The organism is Halosimplex rarum, assembly GCF_047715405.1.
In the GTDB taxonomy this organism is placed as follows: Archaea; Halobacteriota; Halobacteria; order Halobacteriales; family Haloarculaceae; genus Halosimplex; species Halosimplex rarum.
Genome location: NZ_CP180412.1, coordinates 3,557,665 through 3,579,539, shown reverse-complemented (window position 1 = coordinate 3,579,539; position 21,875 = coordinate 3,557,665). Strand labels below are relative to the sequence as shown.

Sequence of the window (21,875 nt, the reverse complement as noted above, 5' to 3'; positions counted from 1 at the left end):
AAGCGCCGCGTCGCGCGGTAGTAAATGACAGCACCGCCGGCCTGCGGGTGCGCGCCGTCCGTCGCCCTCTCGGTTACGTGTCGAAGGCCACCGAGACGACCGTCTCCCGGACGTACATCGAGTCGATGCCGTCGCAGCGGAACGTGTCGGGAGTGGGACCAGCCGTCCAGTTTCCGGCGTCTTCGAAGTGGCGGTCCCAGGCTAGCGAGCGGTCGGAGTCGACCGTGACGAACAGCTCGTCGGCCGCGGCGATGCTGTCTTCGCCGGTCCGATTGATCGGGAAGTGGAGTTTGCGGGTCTCGGCCGACCCGACGACGGACACGTAGTCGGCGCCCGTCTTGTTGGTCGACTCGGCGACCACGCGGACGACCGAGACCACCGCTCGGTTCTCCGTGCAGGTCATCGACGGCTCGTCGACGATCGCGATGTTGTCCTCGCCGTACGTCCGGAAGACGGCGCCGTTCTCGTAGGTGATCGTCGTCCCCTCGTGAGCGTACTGGAGCCCGCCGACGTCGAACTCCCTGTCGAAGTCGGTGTGCTCGGCCTCGACTGTTATCTCGGGCCCGTCGATCACCGTCAGTGAGCCACCCGAGATCGACAGTTCGTTCGTCCGCACGCTCGCGCGCTGTTCCTGCAACTGCTCGAAGTTCGACGCGACCAGTTCCATCCCCGCCTCCGCGTTGTCGAGGCGCTCGGTCTGGCCGAGGCTATCGATCTGCGGGTACCCCATCATCGCGACCAGTCCGACCGAGATGATGATGATCCCGAACGTCAGCGTGAACCCGACCATGTTCCGGTTCGCGCGCTCGTCGCCGTGGAGTCTCATGCGTCCTCCGTGAGTCCGATCTTGTGGAGCACGGGTGTCTTGACGACGGAACTCGAATCGAGTTCGACTTCCAGTTTGAAGTCCCGAGCAGTCCCTGATAATCCGCTTACGCTGGCAGCGTTTTGCCCGTCACTGAGTTCGATGCGGTCACTCCGTTCGTCAACTGTACCATCGCCGTCGTAGTCGGCGAGGACGGTCACGTTCATCGACGTCGCAGACGGAATATGAGCGTCGTACTGCAAACTCCCATTGGAGGGGCCCAGTGGTTGCGTGCCGCTCTTCCAGCCCGTTTCGAGAGTTCCTCCGTGTTCGGAGAGGGACTCAACCTGCGTGTCGGTCAGCGCTCTGTCGTAGACCCGGACCTCGTCGATTTTGCCGTCGAAGTGGCGGCCAGTTTCGTCGAGGTTCTCGGCGATTCCGAGGTCTGTGTTCGCCGAGTCGATCTCACTCGCAGTGGTCGTCGCGACCGGTTGGCCGTCGACGTAGGTCGTGACAGTCGACCCATCGAAAACCCCGGTAATGTGGTACCACTTGTTCGTTCCGAGGCCGGCGCCCGCCGTAGCTCCGTTCCAAGCACCGTCGTAGATCGTGAACCTCGGTTCGTTTCCGTTCTCTAGCTGAAGGTTATACGACTGGTCCGAGTGCTGGAACAGCGCGGTCCACCCGCTCTGTGTAGTGTCCTTGTTCACCCACATCGAAACGGTGACCGCGTCGGTGTCGCTCATTTCGAGAGACGGATCGTCGTCAATACGGAGGTGATCGTCAGTTCCATCGAAGGAGTAACTCCGAGTACCAAAGACACCGAGCCCGGTTCCAGGACCGTTCTCTTCGCTCGCGTGGTTGCCGTTTCCTGACGCGTCGTCAGCAGTGCCGTCGAGTGTCCAGTAGCCGGCCAGTCCGGACCCGAACTGGTCCTCGGCAGGGTAGCCCAGCGCGACCCGGTCGTCCTGGCGGTCGCCGAACGAGGCGTGGACGACGCCGTCGGAAACGGTCGCCGCGTCCCAGTCGCTGGCCTCGCGCCAGACGTAGTCCCCGTCGAGGATGGTCATCGTCTTGTTGATCGATTTCGACCCGCGCGTCTCGTATGCCGAGACACCGCCGACCTTGGCAACAGTCAGGTTTGCCTTGATAGTCCCGCTGGAGAGGGTGCCGATACTATTCAGTTCGTGCCGGTATCGGTCCCCAACGGGAGTTGTATGGTCGATATTCTGGGCGACGCCTGTTAGGTCGCCGCCGACGTCAGCCTCGATGGTGTCGAGTTGCTCGTCGGCGTAGACGACGAGGTTCACAGAGCCGTCGTCGGGGTCATGTTCGATCTGGACATCCTCGACGTTCGGACTGCCGGCGACGTCGGTGAACACCGTCGAGTTCACCTGTCCGCCGACGCGGTACCTGACGCCGATGTCGAACTCCGTCCCGGAGAGGTCGTCCCGGCCGTCGAACCTGCCGACCCAGAACCGGGCGCTGTCGCCCTCGAACAGCGACACCGTCTCGCTGTCGGGGATGTCGATGATGCGCCCGCCCGAAGGCATGGTGTCGGTGACCGCGGTCTGCGAATCGACGGACCCGTCGTTCCCGTCGTCGATCAGGAGTTCGCCGCTGTTTCCGTTCCCGAACGGACAGTCGCTCCAGCTACAATCGTTGTCGAGGGACGTCAGCGAGTCGTCTTTCGGATCGATCATGACTTCGATGATCTCGACCGACGGGCTGATCGAGGTCGCGTACTCGTTCGTAACGGTGAACGATATCGCGCCTTCGTCTTCCGCCCCGTTTTCGGTGTTCTCCAGGTCGCCGTTGTACGCCAGCCCGGAGACGCGGAGCTCCCGCGTGACGTTGCTCGTGGCGCCCTCGTTGTCGACGACCCGGAGTGTCACCTCCTGTGGTCCGGGATCGAGCTGCCGAGAGACGTTCCTGCCGAGCGCGTCGAACGAGCCGTCGGCGCCGAAGTCCCACTTGTAGGCGACGATGTTCCCGTCGACGTCGAGCGAGTCGTCGGCGCTGAAGCGAACCGGCTCGCCGCTCCGTGGCATCCCCGGCGAGAAGGTGAACGACGCGATCGGTGGCCGGTTGACGGGGCTGACGACGGTCCCGAAGCGGTCGACCGTGAACGTCCGACCGACGCCGATCCGCGGCTGGTGGTCCGCGACGGGCCGTACCGTGTCCGTCGCCGCGCCACCGGCGACGACGGTCATCACGAACGTCCCGTCGCCTTCGTCCTCGATCGCCACGTCGCTCGTGAGGTTCAGGGGAACCTTCGCCGTGGCGTCGACGCTGTCGCCGTCGAGGACGAGGCAGGAACTGGTGTGGAAGGTCCCCGTGTCGCAGGGGTCGCCCTCGGCGATCGAGACCCGGTAGCTGTTCCCGATGACGGTCGAGTCGACGGTCGTCTCGACGGAGACCGTCCCGCCGTGCTGGCCCAGCTCGTCGGCGCGTTCGACCTGCGAGGCGAGCTGGTTGCCGATCGTCTCCAGTTGCGAGTCGGCGACCCTGGCGCGCTCGTCCTGGACGTAGCCCGTCACGCCGTTGAGGAGGACGACGATGAGGAGGCTGGTGATCGCGATGCCGAACACGTGGGATATCTGCGTCGAAACGCCGCGGTCGTCGGTGCTGTGGTGTCTCATCGTGCCTCCCGGTAGACGGTGATGTTGTACTCGTTGGCGTAGCTGAGCTGACTGCCGCCGAACTCCGTCGTCACGTTAGCGGTCCAGACCGCGGGGGCCCGGCACGGCTGGTCCGATGACGGCACCGGCCCGGTCGCCGTGCACGGCCGGTAGTACGTCGAGTCGATCGTGTCGTTGAAGACGAGTTCGTACTTCGCGACGAGGTGTTTCCCGCCGGAGACGTCGACTCTGTACGGTGGCTGGATCGAGCGCGTCCCGTTGAACTCGCAGTCGCCCGTGAAGGTGCTGCCCTCGAAGACGTCGAGCAGCACCCGCTCGCGCGAGGGGTCACACAGCGTCGAGGCGTTCCCGGCGTGGCTCACGTTCGAGGTGACGCCGAGGTTGACGCCGGTGCCGGCGGTCGTCTTGTTGATCGAGACGTTCACCCAGTGTCCCGTGGCGTTCGTGACGTTGATCCACGTCGTCTGCTCGTTCGTCTCGTCCACATCTACGTTCATCGTGAACCAGCCGACGTTGCGCATCTCGCCGCTCGGCCGTCCGACGTGCCACTCGCCCTGGCCGGCGTCGGACGTGACGTTCCCGTCGGCCTCCTGCACGACGCGGGAGCCGAAGTGCGACGAGTCGTTGTTGTACGTGACGTCGACGTACTCGCCGCGGGAGCTGGCGTAGGACTCGGCTATGAGCCCGCTGTAGACGCTCACGTTGCTCTCGATCACCTCCCCGAGGTCCTCCCCGGTCAGGTTGCGGTGGCGGTGGTTGAGCCGGAGGACCAGCGAGCGGCTCCCCTTGCGGGACTCGTACTCGAACTCCTGGGCCTCGTCGATCTGGGGTGAGACCTCGGAGACCGCGCCGTTCTGGGTGACGAAGTGGCTGTTGACGACGACGGTGAGCCCGACGATGACGGCCGCCAGCGTGATCGCCCCGAGGAGGATCATCTGCGCGCGGTCCCGGGTCACTCGTCGGCGGTCCCGGGCATCGGTGTCGCTCACCATACGACCAGTCGCACCTCCACGACGTTGTAGATGGGACCGTCGACCGCGTTCGGTATCGGGTAGTACCCGTCCTCGCTGTTAGTCGCGTTCGTGTCGTACTGCCAGAGCTCGACGTTCCGCGAGGCGTTCGGCGCCGTCAGCGTCTGGTTGTCGTACAGCGTCACCGTGTAGCTCGCCGTCACCGCGTCGTCCGAGGGCTCGCCGCGGTGGGCCATCGGGATCGTCTGGGTCCCGGCCGAGAGGTTCCGCGGGCGATAGGCGACCTCCACGTTGAAAAACTGCGACCGCTGGGTGAACGTCTCGTTCAGCAGGACGCCGAACGACCCCGGTAACTGCTCGGGGCCGTAGCCGATACGCGGATTGGCGGCGCCGGAGAAGGTCCGCTGGCTCTGGGACCAGTAGCGCACGAGACTGGAGAGGTCGTTCGTCTCGGCCCGGGACGTCATCAGGAGGATGTCGTCGGCCTGCTGTCGGATGTCGGTCCGGGTCGACTGGTCCACGTCGCCGCCGCTCGTCGGCGTGACGACCACGGATCCGATCGCCAGGAACAGCGCACCGAGCAGGATCAGCGCGGCCGCCAGCCCTTCGAGGGTGAACGCCTGGCCGCGGGTCCCGAGCCCGGCCATCTTACCACGTCCTGACCGCGAGCCGACAGCCCGGCTGACAGGTCCCCTCACCCAGCGTCACGATTCGGGCCGTCGACCCCGCCGCGTTCCCCTCGTACCGCGCGCCGGTGGCCAGTTTCGAGCCGTCGTGGTCGACGATCCGACTTCCGTTCAGCGTCGTGAGCGTCACGTTGAACTGCGCCGACCGCTGGAGCCCCCACCGCGTCCGGAGTTCGCTCTCGGACCGGTCGAGGGTCTGTGACAGGCGCTCGGTGTCCAGTTCGTTCGGCTGGCGCCCCGTCGTGAGGTTCTGGACGACCGTCGTGGCTATCCGGTCGGACTGGGAGACCTCCTCGCTGCCGACCCCGGTGGACAGCGGCCCGACGAACCCGAACAGCCCCGCCAGAACGGTACTCACCGTGATGATGAACAGGCTGATTCCCACCGTGTAGTCGTGCAGTGTCTGTCCCCGATCGGCCCGACCGTCCCACCGGCCCCGGCCGCTCCCGTTTCTCCCCGGACGCCCCTGTTGTCGCTCACCCACCATGTCAAGTATCGCTTCACTTCATTTTCCACCAGTATTATTGTTACGACGTGGCGGTTGCGGTACAGTAGGGTCCGCTTACTCGGCGAAAACGGTGGATTCGAGCGTCGTCTCGGCCGACCGGTCGAGCGGTCCGCCCGAGCGTCTACCCGTCACAGGAGCGACAATCGGTGTCGACGACGTCGAGGCCCTCGTCCAGCGTGACGGTGAGTCGGTCCTCGGCCAGAACGATGTCGGCGGTGACGCGCCAGGGATCGGTGCCCTCGACGGTGGTGTACTCGTCGTCGACGCACCACGGGAGCGTCCAGTACGGGCGCGAAGAGAGGTCGATGCCGTGGTCCTCGTAGAAGGCCGAGACGACCGACTCGTCCAGCAGGACGAGACCGATGGGCGAGCAGAGCTCGTTCCGGCAGCGCTCGCAGACGTGCTCCACGCGCAGCGAGACGTCGAGACAGCAGTCGCCGCCGCGGACTATCTCGGTGTGGATGCGGCCGGCGCAGGAGGGACAGACGCCGTCCGCCGCGAGGCAGTGGAGGTGGCGGACCCGTTCGTCGAAGGCGGTGGCGATCTCCGCGTTCGTGCGGTCGACCAGCCCGCCGGGCGGGAACTCGTACTCGCCGTGAGACTTCCCGCAGTCGACGCACTCGACGCGGAACTGCTCGTCGGCGTAGCGGGCTTCGAGGCCGCCGCCGCAGCGAGTGCAGGCGCCTTCGACGGCGAAGGGGTCGACGTCGGGCTGACGGGTGAACGTGCCCGCGCGGACCGCGCGGACGACCTGCGCGCCGGCGTGGCGCAGGTCGTAGCCGTCGTCGCTCTTGGCGACGAACTGGTCGGTGAGCTGCTGGAGGTGGTAGTTGAACTGCGCGCTGTCGCGCATGTCCACGTCGTCGTGGAGTTCAGAGAAGCTGACGGGCCGCTCGTCGGCGCGCCAGAGCGCCTCCAGGATGTCCAGTCGAGTCTCGTTGGCGACGACGCCGAACGCCTCCGCGGGGTCGACGTCCGCGGCGTCCTCACCGGCGTCTTCGCGGGCGCGGCTCATACGCGATCGTTCGACAGCGTCTCCCAAAAGGGTTCCCTGAAACGACCTTTTGTACGCAATCTATCACGTTCGAGGTGATTTCAGAGTGAGAAAACGCTTGCGGGGAGTTACCACACTCGCCGATCGAGGAGGGACCGTGATGTGTGCATCGAGTGATTCCGGCCCCGTCTTTCGCTCGACCGGCCGCTGTGAGACCCGAACGGTGCTGGTCGTGGACGACAACCCGGAGCTGACAGCGCTGGCGGGCGCCTACCTGGGGCGGTTAGACCGCGTGTCGGTCCGGGCCGAGACCGACCCGCGGGAGGCGCTCGCGCAGCTCGACGACGCCGTCGACTGCGTCGTCTGTGACTACGAAATGCCCGAGATGGACGGCGTCTCCGTGCTGGAGACCGTCCGCGAACGTTATCCGGACATGCCGTTCGTCCTGTTCACCGTCGCGGACGAGTATCGGGTCGCCGACCAGGTGCGCGAACGCGGGGCGCGCTTCGTCCGGAAGGGGCCCGCTGCCGGCGGGTTCGACCAGTTAGCAGAGACGGTCGAGTACGAGCTCGGCGACTGACTCGCGCGGTCAGTCGACTCGAACCGGTTCGGCGAGCCCGCGACGGCCGGAGATCGAGGGGCGTCGAGCGCGCGTCGGCGGACGCGACGAGCGCAAACAGTAGGTTTATCAGTCGCAGAGGGCGAAGATTCCCCAAGATTACTCTCCAGATGACGACGAACACACAACCGGAGGTGAACATCGGACTCGTCGGTCACGTAGACCACGGCAAGACGACGCTGGTGCAAGCCCTGTCGGGCGAATGGACGGACCAGCACTCCGAGGAGATGAAGCGCGGTATCTCCATCCGCCTCGGCTACGCCGACGCGACGTTCCGCCAGTGTCCGGAGGGGGAGCCGCCCCACTCGTACACTGTCGAGGAGACCTGCGGCGAGCACGACACCGAGACGGACGTGCTCCGCACGGTCTCGTTCGTCGACGCCCCCGGTCACGAGACGCTGATGGCGACGATGCTCTCCGGCGCGTCGATCATGGACGGCGCCGTCCTGGTCGTCAGCGCAAGCGAGTCCGTCCCGCAGGCACAGACCGAGGAACACCTGATGGCGCTAGACATCATCGGCATCGACAACATCGTCGTCGCCCAGAACAAGATCGACCTGGTCGACGAGGAGCGCGCCCGCGAGAACTACCGGGAGATCCAGGAGTTCGTCGAGGGCACGGTCGCCGAGGACGCGCCGATCGTCCCGGTCAGCGCCCAGCAGGGCGTCAACACGGATCTGCTCATCGACGCGATCGAACGGGAGATCCCGACGCCCGACCGCGACCCCGACGCCGACGCGGAGATGCTCGTCGCGCGCAGCTTCGACATCAACCGCCCTGGCACCACCTGGGACGCGCTCTCGGGCGGCGTCCTCGGCGGGTCGCTCGTCCAGGGCGAACTCGAGGCCGACGACGAGATCCAGCTCCGGCCCGGCCGCGAGGTCGAGGAAGGCGGCCAGACCGAGTGGCAACCCGTCGAGACGACGGTGCGCTCGCTCCAGGCCGGCGGCCAGACCGTCGAGAAGGCGACGCCGGGCGGACTGCTCGGCGTCGGAACCGGCCTCGACCCGGCGATCACGAAAGGCGACGCGCTCGCCGGACAGGTCGCGGGACCGCCGGGGACGCTGCCGCCGACCCACGAGCAATTCACGATGGACGTCGACCTGCTCGACCGCATCGTCGGCGAGAACGCGAGCGACGTCGAGGAGATCTCGACGGGCGAGCCGCTGATGATGACCATCGGCACGGCCACGACGGTCGGCTCGGTCACCAGCGCGCGCGGCGGCGAGGCCGAGGTCGCGCTCCAGCGGCCGGTCTGCGCCCGCGAAGGCGCGAAGATCGCCATCAACCGACGGCTGGGCGGCCGCTGGCGGCTCATCGGGATCGGCACGCTTCGGGAATGAGCGTCGTCATGGACACGAACGCACTGATGATGCCCGTCGAATGCGACGTTCGCGTGTTCGAGGAGATTGAGCGGCTCGTCTCCGCGACGGACCTGCTCGTTCCCGAGGCGGTCCTCGACGAACTCGCGAAGCTCGCCGACGGGCGGGGCAAGGAGGCGACCGCGGCCAGCGTCGGCCTGGACCTCGCGCGCGACCGCTGTGAGTCGGTCGCCCACGACGAGGACTACGCCGACGACGCGCTGGTCGAAGTCGCCGAGCGAGAGGACGTTACGCACGCGGTCACGAACGACGGTCCGCTCAAGCGCCGGCTGCTCGACGCGGGCGTTCCGGTACTTAGTTTACGGGCCGAGAACAAACTCACAGTCACTCAACCATAACATGTACAAACGGGTCACACTCCGCGACACGGTCGAAGTGCCGCCAGCACACCTGGCGGACGTGACGCCGGGGCTGGTCAAACGGCTCCTGCAGGACAAGCTGGAAGGGCGCATGGACGAAGACGTCGGATCGGTCGTCTCGGTCATCGACGTCCACGACATCGGCGAGGGGGCGGTCGTCCCCGGCGAGGAAGGGGTCTACTTCACCGCCGAGTTCGACGCGCTGACCTTCGATCCCGAGATGCAGGAGGTCGTCGACGGCGAGATTGTCGAGGTCGTCAACTTCGGCGCCTTCGTCGGTATCGGGCCGGTCGACGGCCTGCTCCACGTCTCGCAGATCTCCGACGAGTACCTCGCCTACGACGAGGAGGGTCAGATGCTCTCCTCGCGGGACTCGAACCGCACCCTCGGTGTCGGCGACGCCGTCCGGGCGCGCATCGTCACCAAGAGCATCGACGAGCGCAACCCGCGGGACTCGAAGATCGGCCTGACGGCCAAGCAGGTCGGCCTCGGCAAGCACGGCTGGCTCGAAGAGGACCGCCAGAAGCGCGAGGCGACGACGGAAGCGGGTGAAGACTGATGGCCGACAGACTGGTCTGCCGCGAGTGCCACCGCGTGCAGGACTCCGAGGAGGCCGAGACGTGCGTCGTCTGCGGCTCCTCGTCGCTGACGGAGGACTGGGCGGGCTACGTCGTCATCGGCCACCCCGACCGCAGCCGCATCGCCGAGGAGATGGGCGTCACCGAACCCGGCGCCTACGCGCTCAAGGTCCGCTAACGTGACCGTCGTCCTCGAACTCCAACCCGCGCTCCGCTCGGAGCTCAAAGACCCGTTCGGCCCCGTTTCTACCGACACCTCCGCCGTCCTCGCGGAGTCGGGTGACCCCCTGGTCACCGTCGGCGACATCGTCACCTACCACACGCTCGCCGCCGACCACGTCCCCGACGTGGCGTTCGTCGACGAGCGCACCGAGCGCGCGGCCGTCGACGAGGAGATCAGCGAGGCCATCGAGGACTCGCAGTTCGACCGCGTCGTGCGCGTCGACAACCCGCCGGGCACGCTCACCGCCGCGCTCCTGGAGGCGCTCGCCGACGCGCTGGCGACCGGCGAGCTGACGCTCGTCCGCGTCGACGGCGAGGAGGACCTGGCGGCCCTGCCCGGCATCGCCGTCGCCCCCGACGGCGCGAGCGTCCTCTACGGTCAGCCCGGCGAGGGCGTCGTCCACGTGGGCGTCGACGCGGACGTCCGCGAGCGCCTCGTCACCCTCCTCGAACGAATGGACGGCGACCCCGACCGCGCGCGCGAGCTACTCGGCTGCGACCACGCGTAACCGACGACTCGTCGGCCCCGCGACCGCTCGATTCTCGATTCTCGATTCGTCGCGCCGAACGACACCTGCCAGTCGACCCGCCGACCGCGAGAGGGCTGTCGTCCGCGCGAGGGGCCGTGTCCTGGCGTTCGCATCTCTGCGGGCCGGCCGCGACGAGGCCCGGGGTCACGAGTCACGTATCGAGCGGCCGGATCCGCCCGTCGCCGTCGCACTCGACTCGGAGGGCCCCCGGCCGCTCGCGGAACGGGGCGTTCTCGTCGTTGCCGAAGAACGTGCTCCACAGGTCGCCGTCCGCGTCCCGGAAGAAGACGTTGTGCCCGCCGTGAGGGATCGCCAGGTAGCGGTCGCCGTACGGGCCGTAGAGGTCGTCCGCGCTCGCCACGTAGCAGTGGTAGTCGCCGTCGACGAAGTCCGCGGCGGCGAGGTGATAGCGCCCCTCCGTTCGAAACAGGAACGCCCCCTCGAACCCGACTTCTTCCGCGTTCGCCGGAGCGAGGTGCGTCAGGTCCTCGGCGATCCCGGTCATCCCCTCGTTCATGGGCGCGATCTTCCCGTTGCCGCAGACGAAGTAGACAGTACCGTCGTCATCCTCGAACAGCGAGGCGTCGATGTCGCCGCTGATCGGCAGGTCCGGTTCGATCGCCGACTCGTAGGGGCCGTGCGCCTCACCGCTGGTGCTCTTCAGGACCCCGTTGCCCAGCCAGGGGATGCTGTAGGTGATCCAGAACGTGTCCCGCAGGTAGTGGATCTCCGGCGCCCACAGCGGCCGAAAGGGGGCGCCGTCGCGCTCCAGGATCTGGCGCTGCCAGGTCCCCTGTCGGTCGACGTTCCAGACGACCGAGCGCTCCCGGGGTTCGGTGACCACGGGTTCCCAGCGTTCGAGGTCGGGCGACTGCCAGACCCGCAGGTCGCCGGTGACGCCCCACCAGTCCGGGGCGCCGGTGGTCCCGGTCAGGTAGTACGTGTCGTCGGGTCCGCGACAGATCGAGGTGTCTCTGACGGGGTAGTCGAACAGCGGTTCGAGGTCGGCGACGACGTTCGCGCCGTCGGCCGCCCGGTCGTCCGTCGCGTCTGTCTCCTCGCTCATCTGCTCTCGCTCGTCTCCCCGGCGGTCCGCCACCGGCAAAGGCATTGTGCCGCCCCGGAGGTCGCTCAGGCGCGCTCGTAGATCACGAACGCCAGGTCCCCGGCCTCGCGGCGCTCGACCTCGACCCACTCGGCGGCGTCCCACTCGGGGAAGAACGTGTCCCCATCGGGTTCGCCGGGGACTTCGGTCAGCACGAGCCGGTCCGCTCGCGGCAGGAACTGCTCGTAGACGGTCGCGCCGCCGGCGACGAACGCCGTCTCCGTGCCGGTCTCCGCCGCGGCCTCGACCGCCGCCTCGATGCTCTCGACGACTTCGACCTCCTCGGGAGCCTCGACGCCCGAGCGAGTGAGCACGACGTTCGTCCGCCCGGGCAGCGGCCCGCCGAGTTGCCCCGAGATGGACTCGTAGGTCACCCGGCCCATGATCACGGGGTGGCCCATCGTCGTCTCCTTGAAGTGCGCGAGATCCTCCGGGTAGTGCCACGGCATCTCCCCGTCCACACCGATCACGTCGTTCTCCGCGACGGCGGCGACGAGGGCGATCTCCATCGCGCCCCCCGCTGTGTCCGCCATCGTCACTCCGCGACCGCGAAGTCCAGTCCCGGCGCGGGGTCGTAGTTCCGGACCTCGACGTCGTCGTATTCGAGGTCGTCGACGGGTTTGTCCGCGACCTCGATGGTCGGCCGCTCGCCCGGTTCACGGGTCAACTGCTCCAGCAGGTTCGGCACGTGGTCGGCGTTCTCCGCGCCGGGTTCCGCGGGCGCTTCCGTCAGGATCCAGTCCTTGACGCTCGCGAACTCGGCCCGGTCGTCCACCGAGCTCATCCGGTCGCGAAGCGCCTCGCGATTCGCTTTGTACCACTCGCCGCGCGCACCCTCGCCGCAGTAGACGTGCGCGTCGACGACGGAGTGCGAGAAGCTCCCGACCTCGAACCCGGTGCGCTGGGCGACGATGTGGGTCACCAGCGAGTAGGCGGCGATGTTGAAGGGGATACCGAGGGCGATGTCCCCCGAGCGCTGGGTGAGGTGGAGGTTGAGCCGGTCGCCCTGGACGTTGAAGACGAATGTATAGTGACACGGCGGGAGCGTGCTGACCGTCGCGTTCGCGGGGTGCCAGGCGTTGACGACGATGCGCCGCGACTGAGGATTCTCCCGGAGCGTGTCGAGGACGTACTGGAACTGGTCGAACGTACGCTCGTCCTCGTTTACCCAGCGGTGGCTGTCGTCGGGCCAGCTCTCGCCCTCCAGCCCCTCCTCGGGGATGGGGTAGCGCCGCCAGAACCGGCCGTAGGCGGTGTCGAGGTGGCCCTCCTCGTCGGCCCAGGCGTCCCAGATCTTCGTCTCCTCGCGGAGGTTGCGGATGTGCTCCTCGCCGGAGAGGTACCACAGGAGTTCGTGGATCAGCGAGTTCCAGCGGTAGCCCGACAGATCCTTGGTGGTGAGCAGCGGGAACCCCTCCTGCAGGTCGACCTCGTAGTGCGCGCCGAACGTCGAGAGCGTGTCCACGCCCGTCCGGTTGGGCTTGTACGTGCCGTCGGCGATGGCCGTCCGGACGAGATCCAGGTACTGCTGCATTGTGACGCGTATCTGCACCCAGTCGTTGTAAAACCCTACCAGTTACGACCCGCAACGGCTGGGCGGCGCGAGTCGACGTGGGAACGGCCCGAGACCGCAGAGAACACTTGCAGTTACAACAGCGTGAAAGTCCCGGCCCGTTCGACCGTCCGGGACTCGCTGCGCGCGCTCACTTCGTTCGCGTGCTTACGTCGTCCGGGCCGGATCGAACCGGCCGCCCCTTCCATTCCCACCCGTGTCGGCTGATCCGTCAATCTGTACGGGTGGGACCAAGGGGCCGATCAGACATCTCACGCCCGATCCAGCACCAGCACGTGCCGAACTAGCGAGTTGTGAACCCGGCGCTCGAAGTGCGCCTCGACGGTCCACCCGACCGCGAGGGCCGCCTCGGCCCACGGTCGGTCGGCAACGACGACGGCCCGCGGCGCGATCCGGTGGGCTTCCGCGAGCGCGTCGCCGACCAGGTCGGCCAGCGAGTCGCCCTCGATCTTCGACTGGCGGCCGTAGGGCACGTCGAAGACCGCGGCGTCGGCGCAGTCGTCCGCGAGCGGCAGGCGCGTCACGTCGCCGCGGCAGACGCCGAAGTCGCCGTCCGGACCGAGCGCGTCGCGCAGGTTCGCGCGCGTCCCGCGGGCCATCTTCGCCTGGGCGTCGTTGCCGACGGCGCGCGCGCCGACGAGTCCCGCTTCGAGGAGCAATCCACCGGTGCCACACATCGGATCGACGACGGTCGTTCCCTCGCGCGCGCCGGCGATGTTCACCAGCGCGCGGGCGAGCATCGGGCCCATGCTCCCCGGCTGGAAGAACGGGCGATCCGTCGGCCGACGATCGCCGAACCCGCGCTCGCTCTCGATTTCGAGCCAGCCGAGGACGCAGACGCCGTCGCCCTCGGGTAGCTCCCCGTTCGACTCTGCGTTCTCGGCCGTGCTGTCCGCGTCTGGTGGACCTGCGAACAGCGCGCGGAGTTCGTGGTCGGGGTCGTCGAGGTCGACGGTGAACCCGCGGTCGACGAGCACTTGTCCGAGTTCGCGTTCCGCGCGCTGGGTGTCGACACCGGTCGTGGCGCGCACGTCGACGGCGCGGACGGCGACGCTCCCCTCGCGCTCGATGCCCGCCGCCGAGAGGAGCGCGCGGGCGCTCGCCACGTCGGAGTCCGCGCGCCCGACCTGCTCGCTCGCGCGGTGGACGAACGCGAGGTCGCGGACGCGGTCGGTGACCGCGCGCGCGGTCGCCAGCCCCGCGCCGACGACCTCCACCCCGGACGCGGCGCTCGCGGCCTCGCAAGCGGCGAACTCGTCGTCCTGGCCGCCGAGTTCGAGGACGTACACGCCCGACAGTCGCCCGCCGTCGGGCAAGAACCCACCGGTGGCCCGCCGACCACGCTCCCCACCGCCGCTCCGGTCGCTCGCTCCCGTCGAAACCCCGACCCCTCATAAAACCGACTCTCACCCCCACAAAAAGGCGTTTTTAGGGGCAATGCGGGGAGAACTACATCACGAATCTGACCCGTTCGCCGGCGTAACCTATCACCATGTCGTATGAAAGTTTATAAACCTTAAATACAACGTTTAAGTCGAGACATGGTTGACCCCAAGGAGACAATCAATATCGAAAACGTCGTCGCCTCGACTGGAATCGGGCAGGAGCTCGACCTGCAGAGCGTGGCGATGGACCTTGAAGGGGCCGATTACGACCCCGAGCAGTTCCCCGGCCTCGTCTACCGCACGCAAGAGCCCAAGTCGGCCGCGCTCATCTTCCGTTCGGGCAAGATCGTCTGCACCGGCGCCAAGAGCACCGACGACGTCCACGAGAGCCTGCGCATCGTCTTCGACAAGCTGCGCGACCTGAACATCCAGGTCGACGAGGACCCCGAGATCGTCGTCCAGAACATCGTCACCTCCGCCGATCTGGGCCGCAATCTCAACCTCAACGCCATCGCCATCGGCCTCGGGCTGGAGAACATCGAGTACGAGCCCGAGCAGTTCCCCGGCCTCGTCTACCGGCTCGACGACCCCGACGTCGTCGCCCTGCTGTTCGGCTCCGGGAAGCTCGTCATCACCGGCGGGAAACAGCCCGAGGACGCCGAGGAAGCGGTCGACAAGATCGTCTCGCGCCTCGAAGACCTCGGTCTGCTCGAGTAATCGAGCGCACCGAAACCATCGACCGCGCCCGCGGATCGACTCGTCGCCCGACGACGACGGCAGTCGACCTCGTCGGTCGCCGCCGTCCGCGATAGCAGCCTACAAACGGCCGCTCTCCCTATCGCAGCTATGGACTTCGCAGGGCAGCACGCGGCCGTCGATCGAGTCGCGCGTTCGGCGACGTTCGCACCGCTCCAGGTCGACCCCACGGGTGGCGGGATATTCGCGCTGGTCGTCACGTTCCTGCTCACCGCGCTGTTTTACGCCGTCACGCTCCACCTCGCGGCGACGTTCTTCATCGGCGACGTACCCAGCCAGCGGGCCGCCTACGTCGGGCCGGTCCCGGCTGTCATCTCCATCCTGCTCGGGCGCTACGGCGTGGAGGGGATCGGGTTCGTCCCGCCCGGGCTCGCCTTCCTCCTCGCGCTGGCCGTGACGCTCTTCGCCGACGCCGTCGCGATCAGCGTCTCCTACCGGATCTCCTGGCGACCGACGGCGATACTCACGGCGCTGCACCTGGCGTTCTCCGTCGCGCTCATCATCCCGCTCAACAACATCTTCCAGTTCGTCTGAGTCCGTCCCGCAGGCGGCCTGACGTCGCCGTTTCGCGGCCGCCCTGGGAACCAGACCGAGCGTTACCGCGGCGAACGGGCTACTCGACCAGTCGCTCGATCTCGGTGACGAGCACGTCGCTGGCGCCGACTCCCTTGAGCGCGTTGATAGTCTCGAACACCGCGCGCTCGTCGACGACGGCGTGGACGGCGACGTCGTCGCTCCCGGCGATGTCCATGACCGTCGGGCCACCCATGCCCGGCAGGACGTCTTCCACGGCGGCGAGGGCGTCCTCCGGGACGTTCATCATCAGGTAACGCTTGCCCTCCGCCGAGAGGACGGATTCGAGGGCCATCCGGATCTGCTGGACCTTCTCGTCGTCGACGACGTCCTCGCGGGCGAACAGGCGGACCGACGACTCCAGCACGTCGGCGATCTCCGCGAGGCGGTTCATCCGGAGGGTCGTCCCCGTCGAGGTGATGTCGACGATGGCGTCGGCGATGTCGACGTGCGGGGTCAACTCCGTCGCGCCCGACACCTCGGCGATGTCGACGTCGACGCCGCGCTCGGCGAAGAAGTCGCGGGTGACGTTCGGGAACTCGGTGGCGACGGTCCCGCCCTCCAGGTCTTCGACCGCCTCGATGTCACCGTCCTCGGGCGCCGCGAGGACGAGTCGGCAGGAGCCAAAGCCCAGGTCGAGCAGGTCGACGAGTTCGTCGGTTCCGGATTCGCGTGCCTGGTCCAGCCCCGTGATTCCCACGTCGGCGGCGCCGTCGGCGACGTACTCGGGGATGTCGGCGGCGCGGGCGTAGAGCACTGTCACGTCGGGGTCGACGGTCTGGGCGTAGAGCTTGCGGTCGGCCCCGTCGACGACGTGGAGACCGGCCCGGTCCAGCAGGTCGATCGCGGGGTCGTGCAAGCGACCCTTGTTGGGGACGGCGATGCGCATACCGTCTCTGGACGGGCCGCGGGCAACTGTCTTTCCCTCTCCCCGCGGCGCAGGGCCGACGGGCCGTCCGTACGTTTATCCCGGAAGGGGAGACCACTGGTCCCCATGACCGCAGTCAGCGCGACGGACGGCATCGCGTACGGACTCAAGGCGACGGCCTCGTTCGGGTTCGTCCTGCTGGTCGCGCTCGTATTCACTCTCGTCGGGACGAACATGGCGACCGGGTCAGTCCTCTACACCTACAACGGATGGGAAGTCATGCAGTGGGGCCGGCTGCTGGTGGGGCTGGCGGTGTCGGTCGTCGGCCTCGTCGCGCTGTACGGCGGGACGTTCGGCTTGCTCTACAAGGTCGTCGCCGACGGCATCGAACGCGGGGGCCGCCGGACCGCCTGAGAAGAGATGGTGTCGACTCGCAAACCTTTTCGCCGAACCGGCCGCAGCACCGTCTATGCCCGCCCTCCACCCGGATCCGCCGAGCGCAGCCTCGGCCCAGGCCACGATACTCCAGTCAGGCGCGATCGGCGGCTTCGACGATGCCGTCGCGTCCCTCAGCGCGCTCGCGGTGGTCGCTCTCGCCGCCGGGCTCGCGCTCTTCGCGTACAGTCGCCGCTTCCGGGACGCGGACGACGAAACGGCGGCGCTGACCCGGATCCGCCGGGCGCTCCGGATCAGTCTCCCGCTCGCCTACGTCGTCGCGCTCGTCGCGATGGTCGCTGCGGGGTGGCTCGACGCCGTCGACGCTGCCGTCGGAGCGCTCCCCGGTGGTGACTCGACCGTCGGCGGCGCCCTGACGCTCGTCACCGGCCTCACCGCGCCGCTCGCCGCCGTGGCCGGGGGCTACTTCGGCGCGTTTCCGGCGATTCGAGAGCTCCGCACGGTCGACGTGTCGGCCGCGACCGTCGCCACGCGGCTCGCCCGCTACGCCGCCGGGATGGTCGCGATGCTGGCCGCGGTCGTCGTCGTCGTGAGTATCCTCGGCGAGGGCCTCGCGACGGGCGCCGGTTTCTTCGGCGTGATCGCGGCGCTCCTGATCTTGGCGTGGGCCGGTTCGCCGTGGCTGATCCGCCTCACGCAGTCGACACGCGCCCCGACCGACGCCGAGCGCGAGCGACTCGACCGTCTCTGTGCGGACGTCGGTCTCGATCCCCGCGGCGTGCGCGTTCTCGAAGTCGCCGACGCGAAGCAGGCGTTCGCGTTCGTCCGCGGCCCGCCCGGCCGTCGTCACATCTTCGTTACCGACTACCTGCTGACCGAACTCGACGACGAGCGCCTCCGCGGCTATCTCGCCCTCCAGGCTGGCCGCGCCCGCGTCATGCACCTCGAAGCGCGCCTGGCCGTCGTCGTCGGGGCGATCGCCCTCGCCGGTGCGCTCGTCGCTGGGCTGGTCTCGGTGCCCGGCGTCAGCGACGGGGTCGCCGCCCTCTGCGTCCTCACCGCCGGCGCCGTCGGGCTGTGGGCCGGCACGCGGCTCGTCTATCGCGCCGACGCCGACGCCGCAGGTCGGACGAGCAGCGAGGCGGTCGAGTCGGCCATCCGCCGGTTCGCCGACCTGAACGACGCCCCGATGGAGTGGGGGCGACTTGCGACCCTGCGGCGGATGGAGCCCCCGCTGGCCCGGCGCATCGACCGGTTGCGCGACCGCGCGTCGCGGGAGTGATCACCGAAAGCCACAAACGGCGTCGCGAGTCGGACCGCCGTGAGCCCCGAAGACTGATACACGCCGGCAGTCTACCTCCGACCAATGCTGCTGGTCCTGTGCGTGGACCTCGACGACGACCTGGGGCGCAAGACGGGCGTGTCCACGCCCGTCGTCGGCCGCGACGCCGTCGAGTCAGCCGCCGTCGACCTGGCGACCGCAGATCCCGAAGACAGCGACGTGAACGTCCTCTTCGAGGGGCTGCACATCGCCGACCGCATCACCGACGAGTCCGTGGAGGTCGCCGCGGTGACTGGGGTCGACGGCAGCGACGTGGCCGCCAACCGCGCCGTCGGCGAGGAACTCGACACCGTGCTCGCGGGGCTGGCGACCGGCGAGGACGTCCGCGCGATGGTCGTCACCGACGGCGCCCAGGACGAGTCGGTCCTGCCGGTCATCCGCTCGCGCGTCCCCATCGACGGCGTCCAGCGCGTCGTCGTCCGCCAGGCCCAGGATCTGGAATCGATGTACTACACCATCAAACAGGTGCTGGACGACCCCGAGACGCGCGGGACGCTGCTCATCCCGATGGGCATCCTCCTGCTCATCTATCCCCTCTCTATCGTCGCCGAACGCCTCGACATGCCCGGCGCCGTGTTCGGCGTCACGTCCGCGCTGATCGGTTTGTACCTGCTCTCGCGGGGGCTCGCGCTCGGCAAACGCCTCGACGCGTTCGTCGACCGCGTCCGCGAGGGGCTCTACGGCGGGCGCGTGTCGCTGGTGACCTACCTCGTCGCGGGGCTGCTGCTGGTCATCGGCGGGTTCACCGGTGTCCAGACGGTCACCGACCTCCAGGCCCAGGCCGACGACGCGCTGGACGTCATCGAGGTCATCGCGGCGCTGGTCTACGGGTCGCTCCGCTGGTTCGCCGCCGCCGGCGTGACGAGCAGCCTCGGCCGCGTCGTCGACGGCTACATCGACGGCGAGTTCGAGTGGCGCCACCTCAACGCCCCCGTCTACGTCCTCGCCATCGCCTTCATCCTCCACGGGGTGTGTAGCTTCGTCCTCGCGTTCGGCGACCTCTCGTATCTCGCCTTCACGCTCACCGGCGCGACGCTGCTCGGTCTCGCCAGCACCTTCGCCTTCGCGCTAGCGGAGTCGCGACTCGGAAGCCGCGTCAACCCGACGTGAGCGGCGGGACGACCCGGGAAATCGATCACCCGTTTCGTCCGGCCACAGACCCCGCCGTCCCGGCAACTTTTTGCGACGGCCGACCCCCGGTCGAGACATGCGACTGACAGGCCCCGACGACGCGACGGCGGCGGTGTTCGACCCCGAGGACACCACGCTGGCCGTCGAGCGCGACGGTACCACGGTCCTCACGCCCTCCGAACTCGCCGTCGGGAAGCTCTCCCGCCAACTCCACGGCGTCGACTGGAGCGGCGCCGACGTGACGGTCGGCGACGAGCGGACCGTCGACGAGACCTACGAGATGCCGAAGGGCAAAGCCCGCGAGCGAAGCCACCGCGCCGTGGAGCGGACGATCACCTACGATCACCCCGACGCGATGGGCGTGGTCGAGGTCGACGTCCGCGTCGCCGCGGAGGGCGTCGCCGTCCGCTATCGTGTCACCGGCGAGGCGATGCGACGCCACACCGGCGACGAGACCACGTTCTCGCTCCCCCGCGACGCAGTCTCGTGGCTGATCCCCTTCGACGAAGCCCACGAGGCCAGCGCCCGCCAGCAGCCCATCGTCGAGACCGCGGGCGAGTACTGCCCGCCGGGGCTGTTTCGGGTGGACGACCAGTGGCTCCTCCTCGCCGAGGCCGGTGCCGACGGCGACTACGCGAGCGCCCGCCTCGTCGCCGGTGAGTCCGAGATGACCTTCGGCGTGCCCGAGACACAGCTGAACGCCCACTTCCCGCTGGAGACGCCGTGGCGCGTCGCTGTCGTCGGCGATCTGTCGACCGTCGTCGAATCGACGCTGGTGACCGACCTCGTCGACGACGTCGGAATCGACGACGACTGGGTCGAACCCGGTCGCGTCGCGTGGTCGTGGTGGTCCGAGTCCGACAGCCCCGACGACTTCGACCGGCAGCGCGAATACATCGACTACGCCGCCGACCGCGGTTGGGAGTACGTCCTCGTCGACGCCGGGTGGCCGCGCCGCCGCGACGAGGTCCCCGAGCTGATCGACTACGCGAACGAGCGCGGCGTCGACGTCTTCCTCTGGTCGCACTGGACGGACCTGAACACCGAGACCAAGCGCGAAGAGCGGCTCTCCACGTGGGCCGACTGGGGCGCCGCCGGGATCAAGGTCGACTTCATGGACCACGACGACCAGGGCCGGATGCAGTTCTACGACGAACTCGCCACGGACGCCGCGGAGTACGAACTGCTCGTGAACTTCCACGGCTCCGTGGTCCCAACCGGCCTCCAGCGCCGCTACCCGCACGTCATGACCTACGAGGGCGTGATGGGCGCCGAGTACTACAAGTGGAGCACCGTCACGCCCGAACACAACTGCACGCTTCCGTTCACCCGCAACGTCGTCGGGCCGATGGACTACACGCCAGTCACCTTCTCCGCCGAGGCCGCACAGACGACGCCCGGCCACGAACTCGCCCTCTCAGTCGTCTTCGAGTCGCCGCTCCAGCACTTCGCGGATTCCATCGACGAGTACGCCGCTCGACCCGAAGCGGAGGGGTTCCTCGAAGCGGTCCCGGTCGCGTGGGACGAGACCCGATTCGTCGGCGGCCACCCCGGCGTCGAGGCGACCGTCGCCCGCCGAAACGGCGACGAGTGGTTCCTCGGGTCGATAACGGCGGGTCCGCAGCGGATCGTGACTGTCGACTGTTCGTTCCTCGGGTCGGGCGACGCGGCCGCTTCGGACGAGTGGACGGCCCACGTGGTTCACGATGCCGAGCGAAGCGAGGCATCGGCACGAGCGAGCGGGGAGGAACGACCCGCGAGCCGAGACGAAACGGGGGGCGTCCTCGAATCCGAGGAGTGGACCGTCACCGGCGCGGAGGCGCTGGACGTGGTCGTCCCCGAGAACGGCGGGTTCGCGGCGCGATTCGAGCGATGACTGTCGAGGAGCGGACCCGCGAGGAGGTCGACCGCCGCCTCGCGCGCCTCGAAGCCGAGTTCGGCGAGTTTCCGGTCGTCGAGGAGACGGTCGAAAACGACCCCGACTTCTTCGAGTCGGGTATCGAGATGGTGGAGGAAGGGTGGATCGGCGACGCCGGCGCGTTCGTGACCGACGAGGAGGGTCGGGCGCTGCTGATCCGCCACGAGGCCGAACCCGACCGATGGGGGACGCCGGGCGGCGGCCACGAACCGGGCGAGACCATGGCCGAGACCGCTCACCGAGAGGTCCGCGAGGAGACCGGAATCGAGGTCGACCTGACCGGCGTCTTCCGCGCCCGTCGGAAGACCGCGGTTCGCGCGGACGACCCCGAGCGGCGGTTCCAGATGCTCACCGTCTGGTTCGAGGCCGGCGCTCAGGGGACGGCGATCGACATCGGCGACGACGAGATCGCCGAGGCGCGGTGGTTCGAGAACCCGCCGGACCGAGTTCACGACTTTCTCGAAGAAAAGGTCGCGGACTGGGACGACTCACGGGCGGACTGCCCCTGAATTGATACCTCGTCGGCTCGCAC

General features: G+C 68.2%; 24 protein-coding genes. 13 read left to right on the top strand and 11 right to left on the bottom strand.

Features of this window, described 5'->3' with window-relative positions; genetic code table 11:
* Window positions 1-73: 73 nt before the first annotated feature.
* From ACMGFH_RS17095 to ACMGFH_RS17070, 6 genes are all read right to left on the bottom strand, one after another.
* Window positions 74-826 carry a hypothetical protein gene (locus tag ACMGFH_RS17095; protein WP_415379666.1) on the bottom strand — a complete coding sequence of 251 codons (753 nt, stop codon included), beginning with the start codon at window positions 824-826 and terminating at the stop codon, window positions 74-76.
* Window positions 823-3,447 carry a LamG-like jellyroll fold domain-containing protein gene (locus ACMGFH_RS17090; RefSeq protein ID WP_415379665.1) on the bottom strand — a complete coding sequence of 875 codons (2,625 nt, stop codon included), beginning with the start codon at window positions 3,445-3,447 and terminating at the stop codon, window positions 823-825. Before ACMGFH_RS17090 ends, ACMGFH_RS17095 begins: the two co-directional genes overlap by 4 nt.
* Window positions 3,444-4,439, bottom strand: a complete 996-nt coding sequence (locus tag ACMGFH_RS17085) for a hypothetical protein (protein WP_415379664.1) — start codon at window positions 4,437-4,439, stop codon at window positions 3,444-3,446. The genes ACMGFH_RS17090 and ACMGFH_RS17085 overlap by 4 nt, the downstream gene beginning before the upstream one ends.
* Window positions 4,433-5,065, bottom strand: coding sequence for a hypothetical protein (locus ACMGFH_RS17080; protein ID WP_415379663.1), 633 nt, complete (start codon window positions 5,063-5,065; stop codon window positions 4,433-4,435). The genes ACMGFH_RS17085 and ACMGFH_RS17080 overlap by 7 nt, the downstream gene beginning before the upstream one ends.
* Before the next feature lies 1 nt (window position 5,066).
* Window positions 5,067-5,489, bottom strand: a complete 423-nt coding sequence (locus ACMGFH_RS17075; RefSeq protein ID WP_415379662.1) for a hypothetical protein — start codon at window positions 5,487-5,489, stop codon at window positions 5,067-5,069.
* Window positions 5,490-5,733: 244 nt separating this feature from the next.
* Window positions 5,734-6,627, bottom strand: a complete 894-nt coding sequence (locus tag ACMGFH_RS17070; RefSeq protein WP_415379661.1) for a helix-turn-helix domain-containing protein — start codon at window positions 6,625-6,627, stop codon at window positions 5,734-5,736.
* 139 nt (window positions 6,628-6,766) lie between these two features.
* Between ACMGFH_RS17070 and ACMGFH_RS17065 the strand changes: the two genes are divergently transcribed.
* The 6 genes from ACMGFH_RS17065 (at window position 6,767) to ACMGFH_RS17040 (ending at window position 10,275) form a co-directional block, all read left to right on the top strand.
* Window positions 6,767-7,186 (top strand): response regulator, encoded by a 420-nt coding sequence (locus tag ACMGFH_RS17065; protein ID WP_415379660.1) that lies wholly within the window; start codon window positions 6,767-6,769, stop codon window positions 7,184-7,186.
* A 149-nt stretch (window positions 7,187-7,335) separates the two neighbouring features.
* Window positions 7,336-8,568, top strand: coding sequence for a translation initiation factor IF-2 subunit gamma (locus tag ACMGFH_RS17060; RefSeq protein ID WP_415379659.1), 1,233 nt, complete (start codon window positions 7,336-7,338; stop codon window positions 8,566-8,568).
* An 8-nt stretch (window positions 8,569-8,576) separates the two neighbouring features.
* Complete coding sequence (locus ACMGFH_RS17055; RefSeq protein ID WP_415379658.1) at window positions 8,577-8,945, top strand: twitching motility protein PilT; 369 nt, start codon at window positions 8,577-8,579, stop codon at window positions 8,943-8,945.
* Window position 8,946: 1 nt separating this feature from the next.
* Window positions 8,947-9,525, top strand: coding sequence for a DNA-directed RNA polymerase (locus ACMGFH_RS17050; protein WP_415379657.1), 579 nt, complete (start codon window positions 8,947-8,949; stop codon window positions 9,523-9,525).
* Window positions 9,522-9,722: a transcription elongation factor subunit Spt4 gene (spt4, locus tag ACMGFH_RS17045; RefSeq protein ID WP_382261862.1), complete on the top strand. Its 201-nt coding sequence runs from the start codon at window positions 9,522-9,524 to the stop codon at window positions 9,720-9,722. Before ACMGFH_RS17050 ends, spt4 begins: the two co-directional genes overlap by 4 nt.
* Window position 9,723: 1 nt before the next feature.
* Entirely contained in the window at window positions 9,724-10,275 is a 552-nt protein-coding gene (locus tag ACMGFH_RS17040) for a GTP-dependent dephospho-CoA kinase family protein (RefSeq protein ID WP_415379655.1), read from the top strand.
* A 172-nt stretch (window positions 10,276-10,447) separates the two neighbouring features.
* Here ACMGFH_RS17040 and ACMGFH_RS17035 read toward each other — a convergent pair whose 3' ends face one another.
* The 4 genes from ACMGFH_RS17035 to ACMGFH_RS17020 all read right to left on the bottom strand — a co-directional run bounded on the left by ACMGFH_RS17035 (window position 10,448) and on the right by ACMGFH_RS17020 (window position 14,263).
* A complete protein-coding gene (locus ACMGFH_RS17035; protein WP_415379654.1) occupies window positions 10,448-11,362 on the bottom strand; it encodes a family 43 glycosylhydrolase in 915 nt (304 codons plus the stop codon).
* A gap of 65 nt (window positions 11,363-11,427) precedes the next feature.
* A complete protein-coding gene (locus ACMGFH_RS17030) occupies window positions 11,428-11,934 on the bottom strand; it encodes a dihydrofolate reductase (RefSeq protein WP_415379653.1) in 507 nt (168 codons plus the stop codon).
* Window positions 11,935-11,936: 2 nt separating this feature from the next.
* Entirely contained in the window at window positions 11,937-12,935 is a 999-nt protein-coding gene (gene thyA / locus ACMGFH_RS17025; RefSeq protein ID WP_415379652.1) for a thymidylate synthase, read from the bottom strand.
* A 290-nt stretch (window positions 12,936-13,225) separates the two neighbouring features.
* Entirely contained in the window at window positions 13,226-14,263 is a 1,038-nt protein-coding gene (locus tag ACMGFH_RS17020; protein ID WP_415379651.1) for a TIGR01177 family methyltransferase, read from the bottom strand.
* 252 nt (window positions 14,264-14,515) lie between these two features.
* On the opposite strand from ACMGFH_RS17020, the gene ACMGFH_RS17015 reads away from it, so the two are divergent.
* The gene (locus ACMGFH_RS17015) at window positions 14,516-15,076 is read left to right on the top strand and encodes a TATA-box-binding protein (protein ID WP_123535123.1); all 561 of its coding nucleotides are present in this window, start codon (window positions 14,516-14,518) and stop codon (window positions 15,074-15,076) included.
* A gap of 129 nt (window positions 15,077-15,205) precedes the next feature.
* Window positions 15,206-15,649, top strand: coding sequence for a hypothetical protein (locus ACMGFH_RS17010; protein WP_415379650.1), 444 nt, complete (start codon window positions 15,206-15,208; stop codon window positions 15,647-15,649).
* A 79-nt stretch (window positions 15,650-15,728) separates the two neighbouring features.
* On the opposite strand, the gene hisG is transcribed toward ACMGFH_RS17010, so the two are convergent.
* On the bottom strand, window positions 15,729-16,577 hold the full coding sequence (gene hisG / locus ACMGFH_RS17005; RefSeq protein ID WP_415379649.1) for an ATP phosphoribosyltransferase: 849 nt from the start codon (window positions 16,575-16,577) through the stop codon (window positions 15,729-15,731).
* 105 nt (window positions 16,578-16,682) lie between these two features.
* Here hisG and ACMGFH_RS17000 point away from each other — a divergent pair, with 105 nt between their 5' ends.
* From ACMGFH_RS17000 to ACMGFH_RS16980, 5 genes are all read left to right on the top strand, one after another.
* On the top strand, window positions 16,683-16,970 hold the full coding sequence (locus ACMGFH_RS17000) for a hypothetical protein (RefSeq protein WP_415379648.1): 288 nt from the start codon (window positions 16,683-16,685) through the stop codon (window positions 16,968-16,970).
* Window positions 16,971-17,025: 55 nt separating this feature from the next.
* Entirely contained in the window at window positions 17,026-18,234 is a 1,209-nt protein-coding gene (locus tag ACMGFH_RS16995) for a M48 family metalloprotease (RefSeq protein ID WP_415379647.1), read from the top strand.
* Between the two features lie 84 nt (window positions 18,235-18,318).
* Window positions 18,319-19,404, top strand: a complete 1,086-nt coding sequence (locus tag ACMGFH_RS16990) for a DUF373 family protein (protein WP_415379645.1) — start codon at window positions 18,319-18,321, stop codon at window positions 19,402-19,404.
* A gap of 97 nt (window positions 19,405-19,501) precedes the next feature.
* Entirely contained in the window at window positions 19,502-21,301 is a 1,800-nt protein-coding gene (locus tag ACMGFH_RS16985) for a glycoside hydrolase family 97 catalytic domain-containing protein (protein ID WP_415379644.1), read from the top strand.
* A complete protein-coding gene (locus ACMGFH_RS16980) occupies window positions 21,298-21,852 on the top strand; it encodes an NUDIX hydrolase (RefSeq protein ID WP_415379643.1) in 555 nt (184 codons plus the stop codon). The genes ACMGFH_RS16985 and ACMGFH_RS16980 overlap by 4 nt, the downstream gene beginning before the upstream one ends.
* The last annotated feature ends 23 nt before the right edge of the window (window positions 21,853-21,875 follow it).

Coding starts and splice junctions, on each gene's coding strand:
- ACMGFH_RS17000 (WP_415379648.1), top strand. CDS start 16,683: ATGACCGCAGTCAGCGCGACGGACGGCATCGCGTACGGACTCAAGGCG.
- ACMGFH_RS17070 (WP_415379661.1), bottom strand. CDS start 6,627: ATGAGCCGCGCCCGCGAAGACGCCGGTGAGGACGCCGCGGACGTCGAC.
- ACMGFH_RS17060 (WP_415379659.1), top strand. CDS start 7,336: ATGACGACGAACACACAACCGGAGGTGAACATCGGACTCGTCGGTCAC.
- ACMGFH_RS16990 (WP_415379645.1), top strand. CDS start 18,319: ATGCTGCTGGTCCTGTGCGTGGACCTCGACGACGACCTGGGGCGCAAG.
- ACMGFH_RS17015 (WP_123535123.1), top strand. CDS start 14,516: ATGGTTGACCCCAAGGAGACAATCAATATCGAAAACGTCGTCGCCTCG.
- ACMGFH_RS17080 (WP_415379663.1), bottom strand. CDS start 5,065: ATGGCCGGGCTCGGGACCCGCGGCCAGGCGTTCACCCTCGAAGGGCTG.
- ACMGFH_RS17095 (WP_415379666.1), bottom strand. CDS start 826: ATGAGACTCCACGGCGACGAGCGCGCGAACCGGAACATGGTCGGGTTC.
- ACMGFH_RS17010 (WP_415379650.1), top strand. CDS start 15,206: ATGGACTTCGCAGGGCAGCACGCGGCCGTCGATCGAGTCGCGCGTTCG.
- ACMGFH_RS17090 (WP_415379665.1), bottom strand. CDS start 3,447: ATGAGACACCACAGCACCGACGACCGCGGCGTTTCGACGCAGATATCC.
- ACMGFH_RS17065 (WP_415379660.1), top strand. CDS start 6,767: ATGTGTGCATCGAGTGATTCCGGCCCCGTCTTTCGCTCGACCGGCCGC.
- ACMGFH_RS17050 (WP_415379657.1), top strand. CDS start 8,947: ATGTACAAACGGGTCACACTCCGCGACACGGTCGAAGTGCCGCCAGCA.
- ACMGFH_RS17030 (WP_415379653.1), bottom strand. CDS start 11,934: ATGGCGGACACAGCGGGGGGCGCGATGGAGATCGCCCTCGTCGCCGCC.
- ACMGFH_RS17055 (WP_415379658.1), top strand. CDS start 8,577: ATGGACACGAACGCACTGATGATGCCCGTCGAATGCGACGTTCGCGTG.
- ACMGFH_RS16985 (WP_415379644.1), top strand. CDS start 19,502: ATGCGACTGACAGGCCCCGACGACGCGACGGCGGCGGTGTTCGACCCC.
- ACMGFH_RS17035 (WP_415379654.1), bottom strand. CDS start 11,362: ATGAGCGAGGAGACAGACGCGACGGACGACCGGGCGGCCGACGGCGCG.
- ACMGFH_RS16980 (WP_415379643.1), top strand. CDS start 21,298: ATGACTGTCGAGGAGCGGACCCGCGAGGAGGTCGACCGCCGCCTCGCG.
- ACMGFH_RS16995 (WP_415379647.1), top strand. CDS start 17,026: ATGCCCGCCCTCCACCCGGATCCGCCGAGCGCAGCCTCGGCCCAGGCC.
- thyA (WP_415379652.1), bottom strand. CDS start 12,935: ATGCAGCAGTACCTGGATCTCGTCCGGACGGCCATCGCCGACGGCACG.
- ACMGFH_RS17085 (WP_415379664.1), bottom strand. CDS start 4,439: ATGGTGAGCGACACCGATGCCCGGGACCGCCGACGAGTGACCCGGGAC.
- hisG (WP_415379649.1), bottom strand. CDS start 16,577: ATGCGCATCGCCGTCCCCAACAAGGGTCGCTTGCACGACCCCGCGATC.